Here is a 14,612-nt window from a genome sequence, read left to right on the forward strand (position 1 = left end):
CGGGCGTGCCATCCGTTCTGAGCAATTGCATGCAAACGCATGAAGTGAGACGAGGAGCCCAGGAGGGCGACATGCAGTTCGGAATCTTCACCGTCAGCGACATCACGCAGGACCCCACCACCGGTCGCACGCCGACCGAGGCGGAGCGGATCCAGGCGACGCTGACGATCGCCAAGCACGCCGAGGAGGTCGGGCTCGACCTCTTCGCGCTCGGCGAGCACCACAACCCCCCGTTCTGGTCCTCCTCGCCGACGACCACGCTCGCCTACATCGCCGGGCAGACCTCGACCCTCCAGCTCTCGACCGCCACCACGCTCATCACGACGAACGACCCGGTGAAGATCGCCGAGGACTACGCCATGCTCCAGCACGTGTCGGGCGGCCGCGCCGACCTCATGCTCGGCCGCGGCAACACTGGGCCGGTCTACCCGTGGTTCGGCAAGGACATCCGCCAGGGCCTGCCGATCGCGATCGAGTCGTACGAGCTGCTGCACCGACTCTGGCGCGAGGACGTCGTGGATTGGGAGGGCAAGTTCCGCACCCCGCTGCAGGGCTTCACCTCGACGCCGCGCCCGCTCGACGGCGTGCCGCCGTTCGTGTGGCACGGTTCGATCCGCACGCCCGAGGTTGCCGAGCAGGCCGCGTTCTACGGCGACGGCTTCTTCGCCAACCACATCTTCTGGCCGGCCTCGCACACGCAGCGCATGGTCGCCCTCTACCGCCAGCGCTACGAGCACCACGGCCACGGCACCGCCGCACAGGCGATCGTGGGCCTCGGCGGCCAGGTGTTCATGCGGAAGAACTCGCAGGACGCCGTGAACGAGTTCCGGCCGTACTTCGACAACGCGCCGGTCTACGGCCACGGCCCGAGCATGGAGGACTTCACGCAGCAGACGCCGCTGACCGTCGGCAGCCCTCAGGAGGTCATCGACCGCACCCTCGGCTTCCGCGACTACGTCGGCGACTACCAGCGCCAGCTCTGGCTCATCGACCACGCCGGCCTGCCGCTGAAGACCGTGCTCGAGCAGCTCGACCTGCTCGGCGAGGAGGTCGTGCCGGTGCTGCGCCGCGAGTTCGCGAAGGATCGTCCGGCCGACGTGCCCGACGCGCCCACGCACGCCTCGCTCGTGAAGGCCGCCTACGGCGATGCCGCGCCGCGCCAGGCGACCCCGAACGCCAACCGCGGCGACAACCTCACGGTCGGCTCGCCGTACCAGGACGCCCCGGCGGCCACCGCCGCGGCGGCATCCGGTTCGGCCTTCGGCCCGGCTGCGACCCGGACGGCGGGTGCACGATGACCGCGAAGAAGATCGTCGTCGTCTCGGCGGGGCTCTCGACCCCGAGCTCGACCCGCCAGCTCGCCGACCGCCTCGCGGCGGAGTCCGCCGGCATCCTCGCCGAGCGCGGCGTCGAGGTCGAGGTCCGCACGTTCGAGCTGCGCGACCTCGCGCACGACATCACGAACAACCTGCTGCTCGGCTTCGCCCCGCCGAAGCTCGAGGAGGCGCTCGACGCCGTGGCGTCGGCCGACGGCCTCATCGCCGTGACGCCGATCTTCACGACGAGCTACGCCGGCCTGTTCAAGTCGTTCGTCGACGTGATCGACCCGCAGGCGCTCACCGACCTGCCCGTGCTGCTCGGCGCGACCGGCGGCACGCCCAGGCACTCGCTCGCGATCGACTACGCCATCCGGCCGCTGTTCACCTACCTGCACGCGATCCCGGTCCCGACCGGGGTCTTCGCCGCGACGGGTGACTGGGGCGACGGCGGCGACGGCGTCCGATCGCTGCCCGACCGGATCTTCCGCGGCGCGAAGGAGTTCGCCGAGCTCGTCGAGCGCACCGACCGCAGCGAACTCGTGAGCGACCCGTTCGCCCTCGACCGCCCGATGGGGCACCTCCTCGGGGGGCTCGCGGGGGAGTAGCACCCTCCCAATCGGCCACGCGGATGCCGCGGACGATCCGTCGTCCGCGGCATCGCGGCGTCCGAGGCACTGCGACCCGGTGCCTAGAGCGCGGCGACGCGCGCACGGATGAGCTCGGCGAGCACTCCGGGGTCCTCCTGCGGCAGGAAGTGGCGGCATCCGTCGAGGACCATGGTCGGATAGCCGAGGTGCGTGTGCAGGGCCTCGGCGGCCGCGTGCCTCGGCGCCGGTGAGGCGCCGCCGACGGTGACGAGCACGGGCCCCTGCCCGGGTCGGGTGGGCTGCGGCTCGAAGGCGCGGAACATGGGCAGCTCGCGCGCCACGGCCTCGGGGTCGGCGGGCGCGAACCCGGGTCGCCATCGGGGGCCGTAGAGCTGCGTCGCGAAGCCGGCCGTGCCGCCCGCGGCGAAGGCCGCGGCCATCGGGGCGAGCAGCCCCGGGAGCAGGCTGCCGACCGCCGGTTCGTGCGCGATCCCGCCGGCCAGGGCGACCGGCGAGGCGGCGAGCGCGAGCGTCAGCGTCGCCCCGCCGCTCACGCCGACCACGAACGAGCCCTCGGCGAGCGGCGCGAGGGCGTCGAGCTCGGTCGCGAGGTCGCCGCTGCACGGCCGGTCGACGGCGACGACGTCGAGGTCGTCGAGCCGCGCGAGGACCGGTTCCCAGACCGACGCGGTGGTCGCGGCGCCGTGCACGAGCAGGATGCGGGGGAGTGGCATCCACGCAGGCTACGTCGCCCGATCGCACATCGTGTTACGACATCCGCCGCCCCGGAAACACAGTCGTTACCGCGGGGCCGGTTCGGCCGAAACACCGCCCGGAAAGCATATGGGCATGTATACAGGGTCGAATCCACCGCAGAGCCCAGCGTCGGCCACACCGTCGTCGTCGCGTTCGGCCGCGGCGAGGTTGCGGCGCGAACAGGCGTACACCGCGATCCGGCGGATGGTGCTCCTCGGCGAGTTCCCGTTCGGCCAGCGCATGGCGGAGGAGGCGCTGGCCGAGCAGCTGCAGCTCTCGCGCACCCCGGTGCGGGAGGCGTTCGCACGACTGCACGGCGACCGGCTCCTGAACCGCTACGCGGACGGCGGCTACTACGTGGCCGAACCCGACCTGCTCGACCTGCGCGACCTGTACGAGCTGCGGCTGACGCTCGAGCTGCGCGGGATCACGCGCGCGGCCGAGTCCGGCGTGCAACACGATCGCTCGATGCTCGACGCGCTGCACGCCCGTTGGCTCACGATCAAGGAGGCGCCGCCCGAGCCCGACGGATCGTTCATCGAGCTCGACGAGTCGTTCCATGTGACGCTCAACCGCGCCTCGGGCAACCTCGTGCTGACCGAGACCCTCGAGAACGTCAACGTCCGCATCCGGCCGGTCCGGATGCACGACTTCCTCGACGCCGATCGCATCGAGCTCAGCATCAGGGAGCACCTCGAGATCGTCGAGGCCGTGATCGAGGGCGACCTGCCGCTGGCCGCCGAACGGCTGCGCCAGCACATCGGGGTCTCCCTCGACGTCGTCGAGCAGCGCGCCGCACGCGCCATGACGCAGATGATGATCAACCGCAGTCGTCGGCGGCTGTGACGGACGCGAGGAGTGACGATGTCCATTCAGGCTCCGGCCGTCCCGACGACACTGCCGATGCTGCAGGTCGAAGGGTTCACCAAGCGCTTCGGCGAGGTGCAGGCCAACGCCGACGTGCGGTTCGACGTGCACGCGGGCGAGGTGCATGCGCTCGTCGGCGAGAACGGCGCCGGCAAGAGCACGCTCCTGAAGATGGTCTACGGAGTGTACGAGCCCGACGAGGGCCGGATGCTGATCGACGGGGAGCCCGTCGTGCTCGGCTCTCCGGCGGCGGCCCGCGGCCACGGCGTCGGCATGGTCTTCCAGGACCTGCGTCTCGTGCCGGCCCTCACGGTCACCGAGAACATCGCGCTCGCGGCCAACCCGGGCCCGGTGCTGCGGCTCAAGCGCCTCGCGGCCGAGATCGCGCAGGCGAGCGCCCGGCACGGCCTGTCCGTGCACCCGAACGCCCGGGTCCGGCACCTCTCCATCGGCGAGCGGCAGCGCGTCGAGATCCTGAAGGTGCTGATGACGGGCGCGCGCCTGATCATCCTCGACGAGCCCACCAGCGTCCTCGCCCCGCAGGAGGTCGACGCGCTGTTCGCGGTCGTGCGACAGCTCGCCGACGCCGGCTTCGGCATCGTGATCGTGACGCACAAGCTCGGCGAGGTCCGCGCCATCGCCGATCGCGTGACCGTCCTCCGGGCGGGGCGCACGGTGCTCAGCGGGGTCGACCCCGGCGACTACGACGACGAGCAGCTCATCGAGGCCATGGTCGGCCGCGCCGTGCCGGCACTGTCGGCGGACCGGGAGGCCGTGCCGCCGAGCGACGTCGCCGCACTCGAACTCGTGGGCGTGAGCTCCCGGGGCGACCGCGGCCACGAGGCGCTCACCGAGATCAGCATGCGCGTGCAGCCGGGCGAGCTCGTCGGCATCGCGGGAGTCGCCGGGAGCGGCCAGCGCGAGCTCTGCGAGGTCGCCCTGGGCCTCCGCGCGACGACGGCCGGCGAGGTGCGCATCTGCGGCACCCGCGTCGACGGCGTGGGCGACGCGATCGCCGCCGGAGCCGTCTCGGTGCCCGAGGATCCCGTCGCCGACTCCGTCGTACGGCGGCTCACCGTGCTCGAGCACATGGGCCTCGACGGCCGTCGCCTCCCCGCACGCGGGCTCGGCGTCGACTGGGCCGCGGTCCGCGCCCGCATGTCGGAGGCCGACGCGCGACTCGGCCTGCGGATCGCACCCGCGAGGCGGCGGCTCTCCGAGCTCTCCGGCGGCAACATCCAGCGCGTCATCCTCACCCGCGAGCTCTCGCTCGACTCGTCGCTCGTCGTCGCCGCCTACCCCTCGCGGGGGCTCGACGTCGCCAACGCGCGGCGAACGCAGGAGGTGCTCCTCGAGCGGCGCGCGGCCGGGTCCGGCGTCCTCATGGTGTCCGAGGACCTCGACGAGCTCATGGCGCTCGCCGACCGCATCGTCGTGATGCACGACGGGCACGTCTCCGGCGAGGTCGTCGCCGCCGATTTCGATCGCCAGGCCATCGGCCGGCTCATGGTGGGAGGCACCGCATGACCACGATGCTCGACCCGACGCCCCCGCTCGTCGAACCCGGCGAGCGCCTCGACCGCCGCGGCGCCGCACTGCGCGCGACCGGACGGTGGGCGGCCGCCATCGGCGGCGCGCTCGTGATCTTCAGCGCCCTGCTGCTCCTGCGCGGGGCGAACCCGATCGAGGCGCTCGGCGACATGTGGGTGTCCACGTTCCTCCGGGGCCGCTCGCTCGCCGAGATCCTGAACGTCATGGCGCCCATCGCGCTCGCCGCGTTCGCGGTGCTCGTGCCCGCCCGGGCCGGCCTCACGAACGTCGGCGGTGAAGGGCAGGTCATCCTCGGGGCCATCGCGGCCGCGGGCACGGCACTCGCGCTCGACCAGCAGCTCCCCGGTCCGCTGGTGCTCGTGCTGGCGCTCCTCGCGGGCGGCGTCGCTGGCGCCGCCTGGGCGGGCGTCGCGGCCGTGCTCCGCCTCCGGTTCCAGGTCGACGAGGCCGTGAGCACGCTCCTGCTCAACTTCATCGCGCTCGACCTGATGCTGTTCCTCATCTACCAGCCGTGGCGTGAATCCGCGGCCGGCCAGCCCACGACCCGAGAGCTCGCGGATGGCGCGAAGCTGCCGGTGATCACGGGCACGATCGTGAACGTGGGCATCGTGGTGGCCCTCGCCGCAGCGGCCGTCGTCATCCTCGTGCTCGGGCGCACCCGATGGGGATTCCGGCTCGCGGTCGTCGGCGGGAACGCGGAGGCCGCCCGCCGCGCGGGGATGAAGGTCGCCGCACTCGTCATCTCGGCGCTCCTCGTCGGCGGCCTGCTCGCCGGCCTCGCGGGGGCGATCCAGTTCACCGGCACCGAGTACAAGCTGCGCTCCGGGTTCGGCCTGCAGATCGGCTACCTCGGATTCCTCGCGAGCTGGCTCGCCCGGCACCGGCCGCTGCCCGTGCTGCTCGCGTCGTTCGTGCTCGCGGCCCTGGCCATCGCGGGCGACAGCCTGCAGCTCGATTCGCAGCTGCCCGCGGCATCCGTCAACATCCTCACCGCGCTCATCCTGGCCGCGGTGCTCGGCTGGACCACCGTGAAGGCGAGGAAGGCATGAGCCTCATCATCGACGTGCTCACCGGCGGCGTGCGCGGGGGAACCTCCATCCTCTACGCCGCGCTGGGCGAGACGGTCTCGCAACGCTCCGGCGTGATCAACCTCGGCACCGAGGGCGGCATGCTCGGCGGCGCACTGACGGCGTACATCATCGCGGCCGAGACCGGCGACCCGTGGCTCGGCGTGCTCGGCGGCGGCCTCGTCGGCGCCGCGCTCGCACTCGTGCACGCGCTGCTCGTCGTGTGGCGCGGCGCGAATCAGTTCGCGAGCGGCCTCATGGTGCTCTTCCTCGCGCTCGGACTGACGTCGCTGTTCGGCGCGAGCTACGTCGGGCGCACGATCACGCCGTTCACCACGTGGGCCATCCCCGTCCTCTCCGACATCCCGGTCATCGGGCCGGTGCTCTTCGACCAGGATCCGCTGGTCTACCTCAGCTACCTCGCCGTGCCGGCCGCGTGGTTCGTGCTCTTCCGCACCCGCGCGGGTCTCCTGCTGCGCACCGCGGGCGAGCGCTCGGACGCGCTCACCGTGCACGGGGCCGACGTGCGGGTCGTGCGCACCTGGGCCCTCGGTGCCGGCGGCTTCCTCGCGGGCGTCGGCGGAGCGCACCTCTCGATCGCGTACACCAACACGTGGTTCGAGAACATGGTCGCCGGGCGCGGCTTCATCGCCGTCGCGCTCGTGATCCTCGCCGCGTGGGGTCCGGTGCGGGTCCTCGGCGGCGCCTACCTCTTCGGCGCCGCGCTCGCGCTCGGCCCCGCGCTGCAGGCCCGAGGCATCCCTGTGAACCAGTTCCTGCTGCACGTCATCCCGTTCGTGCTCACCCTCGTCGTCCTCGCCGCCCTCGGCAAGCGCAGCAGCACTGCCGCGCCGGCCGAACTCCAACGGGTGTTCGAGAACAGCGCCCCTGCACGCTGACGCATCCCGGACACGCACCACCTCGCCCAGCACCCTGCACAGCCCTGCATCTCCGTCCCCCTCGAAAGGATCCCCCCATGGCACGCTTCACCATCCGATACGGCGCGGCCGCCCTCGCGGTCGCAGCCGTGGTCGGCCTCGCGGGCTGTTCGTCGCCCGTCTCGGCCGACGACGCCGCATCCTCCGACGGTGCACCCGGCACCGGCGGCACCGCGATCGGCTTCATCATGGTCGGCCCGCGCGACGACTACGGCTACAACCAGGCGGTGTACGAGGCCTCCCAGATCCTCGCCGAGGAGCACCCCGACCTCGAGATCCTGACGGCCGAGAACGTGCCCGAGGACGACAGCGCCGTGACCACGATGGAGCAGATGATCGATCGCGGTGCGAAGATCATCTTCGCCACGAGCTACGGCCACCTCGATGCCGCGCAGCAGGTGGCGGAGGACCACCCCGACGTCGTCGTGGTGCAGCAGGGCAACACGATCACCGGCGACATCCTGCCGAACAGCGGCACCTACTTCGGCACCGTGTACGAGCCGATGTACCTCGCGGGGATCGCCGCCGGGGCGGCGACCGAATCGGGCAAGCTCGGCTACGTCTACGCCTTCCCGATCCCGCAGACCATCGCGAACATCAACGCCTTCGAGCGAGGAGCGCAGACGGTCAACCCCGGCGTCGAGACCATCACGGTGAGCACGTCGAGCTGGTGCGACCCCGCCGCCCAGCGCGAGGCGGCGAACAGCCTGCTCTCGCAGGGCGTCGACGTCATCACGCAGCACCAGGACTGCACGAAGACGGTCATCGACGCGGCCGAGGCCGCGGGCGCCTACACGGTCGGCTACCACGCGGATGCCTCGGAGCTGGCGCCCGAGGGCTGGCTGACGGGCGCGGTCTGGGACTGGGGTCCGCTCTACTCCGGCATCGTCGCGACGATCCTCGACGGCACGTTCACGGGCAGCGAGTACAACGCGAACTACCGCGTCGGGTACAAGACCGGGACCAACCCGTTCGTGCTCGCGGGCTACGGGCCCTCGGTGAGCGACGAGACGCAGGCCGCGATCGACGAGGCGCAGGCCTTCCTCGCGACCGATGCGGGCTCGCCGTTCGTCGGCCCCGTGCTCGACCAGGACGGCGCCGTGAAGGTCGCCGACGGCGTGACTCCGGAGTACGCCGAGATCGATGCCATGGACTACTTCGTCCAGGGCGTGGTCGGCGACCTGGCGAACTGACCGTGACGGCGACCATCGACATGATCGAGCACCCGACGCTCCCCGCGCACGTCGCGGCGACCACGCCGTACCCGTGGCCCTGGAACGGCGACCTCGATCCGGCGGGCACCGCGGTGCTCGTCGTCGGCCCGGAGTCCGGGGGGCCGGAGGCATCCGCCCCCGAGGCCGAGGCCCTGTCGGCGGTCGTCTCCGCGACCCGCAGGGCCGGGGGCACCGTGATCCGAGTGATCACGGTGCCTCCGGCGCGGCTCGCCGCCCCTGCGGTCGCGCACCCGGGGGAACCGTTCGCGGAGGCGGACGTCGTCATCGACGCCGCGGGCCTCGACGGCTTCTTCGGCAGCAGCCTCGAATCGATGCTGCGTTCGCGCCGCGTCGAGCGTCTGCTGCTCGTCGGGGCCGGCCTCGAGACCGCCGTGCACTCCACCATGCGCTCCGCCAACGACCGCGGCTTCGAATGCCTCCTCGTCGTCGACGCGTGCGTGCCCCTCGACCCGGACCTCATCGCACCGTCGGTGTCGATGATCGAGATGTCCGGCGGGATCTTCGGCGCGGTGGGCACCTCCGCCGCGGTCGCCGAGGCGTTCCGCCGAACGGAAGGAAGGACCTCATGACCAGCGCCATCCCCGAGTGGGGCTTCGGCCCCGTCGACGCGAATCCGTACACATGGCCCTACGACGGCGGCTTCCGTCCCGAGACGACCGCCCTCATCAACATCGACTGGCAGGTCGACTTCTGCGGCCACGGCGGCTACGTCGAGGCCATGGGCTACGACCTCTCGCTCACCCGGGCCGGACTGCCGGCCACGCAGCGCGTGCTCGCCGCGGCCCGGGCGGCCGGACTGCTCGTGATCCACACTCGCGAGGGTCACCGTCCGGATCTCTCGGACCTGCCGGCCAACAAGCTCTGGCGCTCGCGCCGCATCAACGCGGGCATCGGCGATCGCGGCCCCGCCGGACGCATCCTCACCCGCGGCGAGCCCGGCTGGGAGATCGTGCCCGAGGTCGCACCGATCGAGGGCGAGATCGTCATCGACAAGCCCGGCAAGGGATCGTTCTACGCGACCGACCTCGACCTGATCCTGCGGAACCGCGGGATCACGCACATCGTGCTCACGGGCATCACGACCGACGTGTGCGTGCACACGACCATGCGCGACGCCAACGACCGCGGGTACGAGTGCCTGCTGCTCACCGACTGCACGGGAGCGACCGACTACGGCAACTACGAGGCCGCGCTCAAGATGGTGACGATGCAGGGCGGCGTGTTCGGCGCGATCGCCGAATCGTCGGCGTTCCTCGCGTCGCTCGACGCGAGGATCGCCGCGTGACGTCGAGGGGTGCGCCCGACCCCGACTGGACCGCGGTCCGCCATGACGACGACCTGGGTTCGCTCGACCTGGCGGCGCTCGAGCGGCGCTACGCCGCGGGCGCGCTCGATCCGGTCGAGGTGGTCGATGGCGTCTTCGACCGCATCGAGGGCTATCGGGGCGAGGGCGTCTGGATCAGCCTCGTCACCCGCGACGAGGTCCGGCGCGCCGCTGCCGCCCTCGGCCCGCGGCCCGACGGCAGGCCGCTCTGGGGCATCCCGTTCGCGGTCAAGGACAACCTCGACGTCGCGGGCCTGCCGACGACGGCTGCGTGCCCGGCGTTCGCACGCACCCCGGCCGCGACGGCGACGGCGGTGCGGCGGCTCCTCGACGCGGGCGCGCTGCTCATCGGCAAGACGAACCTCGACCAGTTCGCGACGGGACTCAACGGGACCCGCTCGCCCTACGGGATCCCCTCGACGCCCTTCGACGCACGCATGATCTCGGGCGGGTCGAGTTCGGGCAGCGGGGTGGTCGTCTCGGCGGGCCTCGTGAGCTTCGCGCTCGGCACCGACACCGCGGGCTCCGGGCGGGTGCCGGCGGCGTTCACCAACACGGTCGGCGTGAAGCCCAGTCGCGGCCTCGTGAGCTCCGCGGGGATGCTTCCCGCCTGCCGCAGCCTCGACTGCGTCTCGGTCGTCGCCCTGACGGTCGACGACGGGACGCGGGTGCTCGACGTCATGGCGGGCCACGACCCGAGCGACGCGTGGTCGCGCTTGCTGCCCGCGACCGCGCGGCGTGCCGTGCCCGCCGATCCGGCAGGCCTCACGTTCGCGGTCCCCGCCGAGCGCGACCTCGGGCTGAGCGACGACTACCGGCCCGAGTGGGATCGCACCCTGGCACGGCTCGAGGCGGCGGGCGCCACGCTCGCGACGGTCGACCTCACCCCGTTCCTGCGGACGGGCGCGATGCTCTACGGCGGTCCGTGGCTGGCCGAGCGGTACGGGGCGCTCGAGGAGTTCCTCGACAGCCATCCCGATGACGTGCACCCCGCCGTGCATGCCGCGGTCGCCGCGGGAGCCGACGTCACGGGCCGCGACGTGTACCGCGGCACCCATCTCCTGCGCGTCCTCCGACGCCAGGCCGAGGAGACCCTCGCCGACGTGTCGGCGCTGCTCGTTCCCACGGCGCCGTTCACCACGACGATCGAGGCGCTCCTGGCCGACCCGATCGCCGCGAACGCCGCGCTCGGCCGCTTCACGACCTTCGCCAACCTGCTCGATCTCTGCGGAGTGGCCGTGCCGGTCGGTCTCACCTCGGAGGGACTGCCGTTCGGTGTGACGGTGCTCGCCGACGCCGGGCGGGACGCGGCGCTCGCGGCCATCGCCGCCTCGGTCGAGCAGCTCGCCGCCGTGCCCCTCGGGGCGACCGGGCTGCCGCGCCCGCTCGCGCCGGCATCGCCCTCGGCGATGACGAGCGGGACGAGGGCGACGAGCGTCGGGAACAGCCACAGCGAGCCGGGGCGCGTCGACGCGACTCAAACTGAAATTCCCTCACTTTGGGGGTGACGGCGTCGCGACGTGCGGAGTAGCGTCTGCGGCGGGAGCGTGGCCGCTGGCCGCGCACGCCGGCGCGACCCCGTTCGGGCGGGGGAACCAAGACGCGCGCGGAGATCGGACGCACTCACCGCAACCGAAAATCCGCAACCCGAAAGAAGTCACCATGTCCATCCGTCGAACGTTCGCCGCGCTCGCGGCGACCGCTGCGCTCGTCCTCGCCGGGGCCGCAGGTCCGGCGTTCGCAGGCAGCCCGCACTTCATCAAGAACGCCACATCCGCCTCCCTCGACGGATTCGACCTCGTGGTCGACTTCAAGGAGGCCGGCCTCGAGTCCGGCTCCGTCGAGACGGTCGTCGCCAGCGCCGATCTCAGCGCCACCTACTCGTGCGTCAACGGCGGCAACAACGTGCCGTCCGACCCGAAGAAGACCACGATCGACTCGCGGGTCTCCGAGAGCGGCGAGTTCGAAGCGACGAAGAACGGCAACATCGTCGGCTCGCTGACACTCTCGCCGACCCCGGCCGATGTCGCGCTCGACTGCCCGCCCGGCCAGACCGCGACGCTGTTCTCCGTCGTCTGGTCGAACGTGACGATCGAGGACCTCGACAGCGGCGCGTTCCTCGCCCTGAAGGGCACCTTCAGCGCTCCCTGATCGATCCGTCCGATCCGGAACGCCACGAGCCGGGACGGATGGCACCAGCCATCCGTCCCGGCTCGTCGCGTCGGAACCCGCGTGAGGTCAGTCGTCGAGCACGAACGTGACCTCGAGCGTGACCGACCACTCGACGACACGGTCGCCCTCGACCTTGACCTTCTGCTCCTTCACCCACGCGCCCTTGACGCCCCGCAGCGTCGCTGCCGCGCGCGCGATCCCGACCGAGACCGCGTCCTCGAAGCTCGTCTCGGAAAAGGCGGTGATCGTGGTGACCCGTGCGACCGATGACATGGCGTTCCTCCTCGAACGAATCGGGACGCACCGGACGATGCGTCCGCCTGCCATCCAACTCCTGTTCCGCGCTTCCCGCGAGGGGTTGCGCGGGCGGATGTCGTGACGAGCGCGCGACCGACCCGGGAACGCCGCCCGGCGAGCCGGTGAACCCTCGGCGAAGCACGGCCGTGCGGCGTGCGGACCCGGCGCGCGGACCCGCACGCTGGGACCCGTGAGAGTCGCACTGCTCGCCGAGTCGTTCCTCCCGCACATGAACGGGGTCACCCACTCACTCCTCCAGGTGCTGCGCCACCTCGAGCGCCGGGGCCACGAGGCCCTCGTGATCGCTCCGCGCTCGGGGCCGGTCGATCACGGCATGCACGGCGCGAAGGCCGAGTTCCTGCGGTCGGTGCCGTTGCCCGGGTACCCCGAGGTCCGCGTGACGTTCGCGAGCGCGCGCCGCCTCGCCGGCGTGCTCGCCGACTTCGACCCCGACGTCGTGCACCTCGCCTCCCCGTTCGTGCTCGGATGGCAGGGCGTACTCGCGGCGGAGCGGCTCGGCGTGCCGAGCGTCGCCGTGTACCAGACCGACGTCCCCGCCTACGCCGAGCGGTACCGCGTTCCGGGTGCGGCGCCCATGCTCGCACGCCACGTCGCCCGCCTCCACGCGCGGGCGACGCTCACGCTGGCGCCGTCCTCGGCCGCGATCGCGCAGCTCGAGGGCTACGGCGTCGAGCGGATGCGCCGCTGGGCCCGAGGCGTCGACACCGACCGGTTCCGGCCCGGACGGCGATCGCCCGACTGGCGCCGCCGCTTCGCCGCCGACGACGAGGTGCTCGTCGGCTACGTCGGCCGCCTCGCACCCGAGAAGCAGGTCGAGGACCTGCGCGCGCTCGCCGGCATCGACGGCGTCCGGCTCGTCGTCATCGGCGACGGCCCCTCACGCCCGGCGCTCGAGGCGGCCCTGCCGGGCGCCGCGTTCACCGGGTTCCTCGGCGGCGACGCGCTCGCCGAGGCCATGGCGAGCCTCGACGTGTTCGTGCACCCGGGCGAGAGCGAGACGTTCTGCCAGACCGTGCAGGAGGCGCTCGCGAGCGGAGTGCCCGTCGTCGCGACGGGGCGCGGCGGCCCGGTCGACCTCGTCACCTCCAGCCGCGACGGATGGCTCTACCGCCCCGGCGACCTCGGCGAGCTCGCCGCACGGGTCCGCGACCTCGCGGGCGACGACGCCAAGCGGAGGGCGTTCGGGCGCGCCGCGCGCGACGGCGTCGCCGGCCGGAGCTGGTCCCGGCTCGGCGATGAGCTCCTCGGGCACTACGCCCTGGCGGGGCGGCTGCACGCGGCGGGCGCCGACCGCGCGCGGCCGGTCACCGCCGTCCCGCGGGCCGAGCCGCTCGGCGGTCCCGCCGAGGGCGGCGAGCGGATGGCGCAGCCCCATGTCGCACCGCGGCCACCGGCACCCGCGTGGCGCCGGTACGTCGCCGTCGGCGACTCGATCACCGAGGGCCTCTGCGACTCGTCGCGGATGGCGGCGGGGGAGTACCGCGGCTGGGCCGACCGGCTCGCGATGCTGCTCGCCGCGGCCGGCGACGGCATCGGCTACGCCAACCTCGCGGTGCGCAGCCGCCGGGTCGCCGACGTCGTCGGGGTCCAACTGCCGCGCGCCGCGGAGCTCGGCGCCGACCTCGTCGCGGTCTGCGTCGGCGGCAACGACCTCGTGCGCGTGGACGCCCGGCCCGACGTGCTCGCCGGCCGCCTCGGCGACGCGATCGACGTGGCCAGGGCGCGCGGTTGCGACGTGCTCGTCGTCACGCCGTTTCTGCCCGCGCACGTCCGCCTCGGCGGGGTCCGCACCCGGTTCGAGCGCTTCCGCGAGCGACTCCTCGTGCGCGCCGAGGAGGCCGGCGCGATCGCGCTCGACGCGGCACGCCACCCCGTCCTGGTTGGGCGGGGCGTGTGGGCCGAGGACCGCGTGCACCTCAACTCGTCGGGTCACCGCACGCTGGCGTATGCCGCGGCCGATGCGCTCGGGGTGCCGGATGCCGCGGCGCTCGCTGAACTCGACGCGGTCCTGCACGGCGACGCCGACGAGCCCGACGCGCCGCCGCTGGGTACCGCCGAATGGCTGCGCCGGCATGCGGCGCCGTGGGCCGGGCGCCGGCTCCTCGGCCGGACCGCCGGCGACGGTCGGGCGGCCAAGCACGTCGCGCTCGTCGAGCTTCCCGGGCGATCCGGGGAGCGGTCGCGGCGGGGCGCACCCACCTGACGCGTGCCGCTCGCGGCATCCGTCGCCGAGTGCCCCGCTAGGCCGCGACACGCCGTGCTGGTAGGCTCGGCGAGGATGCCCGCGTGGCATCCGCTCAAATCAACATGAGCCGGCGCCCCTTCGGGCGCCTGGAGCAGGCCGGCAGGAGCTGGTCCCCTGTGGTGGCTTACCAAGCGCGGCTTGGTGGACTTCTACTGGTGACCAGCGCTGGCGGAATCATCCGATGCGCTGAGATCTGCCTGTTCCTGCTCCGATGTTCACCTCGCGCGCCATAC

Annotated in this window: 14 protein-coding genes; 12 read left to right on the forward strand and 2 right to left on the reverse strand. The window is 72.7% G+C overall.

Annotated elements, in window-relative coordinates; genetic code table 11:
• Positions 1-71: 71 nt before the first annotated feature.
• Positions 72-1,298: an LLM class flavin-dependent oxidoreductase gene (locus tag AC3RKB_RS13320; RefSeq protein ID WP_491436620.1), complete on the forward strand. Its 1,227-nt coding sequence runs from the start codon at positions 72-74 to the stop codon at positions 1,296-1,298.
• Entirely contained in the window at positions 1,295-1,924 is a 630-nt protein-coding gene (locus AC3RKB_RS13325) for an FMN reductase (protein WP_491436621.1), read from the forward strand. Before AC3RKB_RS13320 ends, AC3RKB_RS13325 begins: the two co-directional genes overlap by 4 nt.
• Before the next feature lie 83 nt (positions 1,925-2,007).
• Here the strand turns inward: AC3RKB_RS13325 and AC3RKB_RS13330 are convergent, their stop codons facing one another.
• The gene (locus AC3RKB_RS13330; protein ID WP_491436622.1) at positions 2,008-2,640 is read right to left on the reverse strand and encodes an alpha/beta fold hydrolase; all 633 of its coding nucleotides are present in this window, start codon (positions 2,638-2,640) and stop codon (positions 2,008-2,010) included.
• 115 nt (positions 2,641-2,755) lie between these two features.
• Here AC3RKB_RS13330 and AC3RKB_RS13335 point away from each other — a divergent pair, with 115 nt between their 5' ends.
• The 9 genes from AC3RKB_RS13335 to AC3RKB_RS13375 all read left to right on the forward strand — a co-directional run bounded on the left by AC3RKB_RS13335 (position 2,756) and on the right by AC3RKB_RS13375 (position 11,795).
• Positions 2,756-3,508, forward strand: coding sequence for a GntR family transcriptional regulator (locus tag AC3RKB_RS13335; RefSeq protein ID WP_491436623.1), 753 nt, complete (start codon positions 2,756-2,758; stop codon positions 3,506-3,508).
• An 18-nt stretch (positions 3,509-3,526) separates the two neighbouring features.
• A complete protein-coding gene (locus tag AC3RKB_RS13340) occupies positions 3,527-5,056 on the forward strand; it encodes an ABC transporter ATP-binding protein (protein WP_491436624.1) in 1,530 nt (509 codons plus the stop codon).
• Positions 5,053-6,129, forward strand: a complete 1,077-nt coding sequence (locus tag AC3RKB_RS13345) for an ABC transporter permease (protein ID WP_491436625.1) — start codon at positions 5,053-5,055, stop codon at positions 6,127-6,129. The genes AC3RKB_RS13340 and AC3RKB_RS13345 overlap by 4 nt, the downstream gene beginning before the upstream one ends.
• A complete protein-coding gene (locus AC3RKB_RS13350) occupies positions 6,126-7,046 on the forward strand; it encodes an ABC transporter permease (protein WP_491436626.1) in 921 nt (306 codons plus the stop codon). Before AC3RKB_RS13345 ends, AC3RKB_RS13350 begins: the two co-directional genes overlap by 4 nt.
• Positions 7,047-7,123: 77 nt before the next feature.
• Positions 7,124-8,278, forward strand: coding sequence for a BMP family ABC transporter substrate-binding protein (locus AC3RKB_RS13355; protein WP_491436627.1), 1,155 nt, complete (start codon positions 7,124-7,126; stop codon positions 8,276-8,278).
• Positions 8,279-8,280: 2 nt separating this feature from the next.
• Positions 8,281-8,889, forward strand: a complete 609-nt coding sequence (locus AC3RKB_RS13360; protein ID WP_491436628.1) for a cysteine hydrolase family protein — start codon at positions 8,281-8,283, stop codon at positions 8,887-8,889.
• Complete coding sequence (gene biuH, locus AC3RKB_RS13365; RefSeq protein ID WP_491436629.1) at positions 8,886-9,605, forward strand: biuret amidohydrolase; 720 nt, start codon at positions 8,886-8,888, stop codon at positions 9,603-9,605. Before AC3RKB_RS13360 ends, biuH begins: the two co-directional genes overlap by 4 nt.
• On the forward strand, positions 9,602-11,152 hold the full coding sequence (gene atzF, locus AC3RKB_RS13370; RefSeq protein ID WP_491436630.1) for an allophanate hydrolase: 1,551 nt from the start codon (positions 9,602-9,604) through the stop codon (positions 11,150-11,152). The genes biuH and atzF overlap by 4 nt, the downstream gene beginning before the upstream one ends.
• Positions 11,153-11,306: 154 nt before the next feature.
• Positions 11,307-11,795 (forward strand): hypothetical protein, encoded by a 489-nt coding sequence (locus AC3RKB_RS13375; RefSeq protein WP_491436631.1) that lies wholly within the window; start codon positions 11,307-11,309, stop codon positions 11,793-11,795.
• 87 nt (positions 11,796-11,882) lie between these two features.
• Here the strand turns inward: AC3RKB_RS13375 and AC3RKB_RS13380 are convergent, their stop codons facing one another.
• Positions 11,883-12,089 (reverse strand): dodecin family protein, encoded by a 207-nt coding sequence (locus AC3RKB_RS13380; RefSeq protein WP_491436632.1) that lies wholly within the window; start codon positions 12,087-12,089, stop codon positions 11,883-11,885.
• Positions 12,090-12,303: 214 nt separating this feature from the next.
• Here AC3RKB_RS13380 and AC3RKB_RS13385 point away from each other — a divergent pair, with 214 nt between their 5' ends.
• Positions 12,304-14,337 (forward strand): glycosyltransferase, encoded by a 2,034-nt coding sequence (locus AC3RKB_RS13385; RefSeq protein ID WP_491436633.1) that lies wholly within the window; start codon positions 12,304-12,306, stop codon positions 14,335-14,337.
• The last annotated feature ends 275 nt before the right edge of the window (positions 14,338-14,612 follow it).

Source organism: Agromyces capsici (assembly GCF_058349965.1).

Excerpts from the sequence above, each read along its gene's own strand:
- AC3RKB_RS13320 (WP_491436620.1), top strand. The coding sequence starts at position 72 with ATGCAGTTCGGAATCTTCACCGTCAGCGACATCACGCAGGACCCCACC.
- AC3RKB_RS13380 (WP_491436632.1), bottom strand. The coding sequence starts at position 12,089 with ATGTCATCGGTCGCACGGGTCACCACGATCACCGCCTTTTCCGAGACG.
- AC3RKB_RS13330 (WP_491436622.1), bottom strand. The coding sequence starts at position 2,640 with ATGCCACTCCCCCGCATCCTGCTCGTGCACGGCGCCGCGACCACCGCG.
- biuH (WP_491436629.1), top strand. The coding sequence starts at position 8,886 with ATGACCAGCGCCATCCCCGAGTGGGGCTTCGGCCCCGTCGACGCGAAT.
- AC3RKB_RS13325 (WP_491436621.1), top strand. The coding sequence starts at position 1,295 with ATGACCGCGAAGAAGATCGTCGTCGTCTCGGCGGGGCTCTCGACCCCG.
- AC3RKB_RS13355 (WP_491436627.1), top strand. The coding sequence starts at position 7,124 with ATGGCACGCTTCACCATCCGATACGGCGCGGCCGCCCTCGCGGTCGCA.
- AC3RKB_RS13335 (WP_491436623.1), top strand. The coding sequence starts at position 2,756 with ATGTATACAGGGTCGAATCCACCGCAGAGCCCAGCGTCGGCCACACCG.
- AC3RKB_RS13350 (WP_491436626.1), top strand. The coding sequence starts at position 6,126 with ATGAGCCTCATCATCGACGTGCTCACCGGCGGCGTGCGCGGGGGAACC.
- AC3RKB_RS13375 (WP_491436631.1), top strand. The coding sequence starts at position 11,307 with ATGTCCATCCGTCGAACGTTCGCCGCGCTCGCGGCGACCGCTGCGCTC.
- AC3RKB_RS13340 (WP_491436624.1), top strand. The coding sequence starts at position 3,527 with ATGTCCATTCAGGCTCCGGCCGTCCCGACGACACTGCCGATGCTGCAG.
- AC3RKB_RS13345 (WP_491436625.1), top strand. The coding sequence starts at position 5,053 with ATGACCACGATGCTCGACCCGACGCCCCCGCTCGTCGAACCCGGCGAG.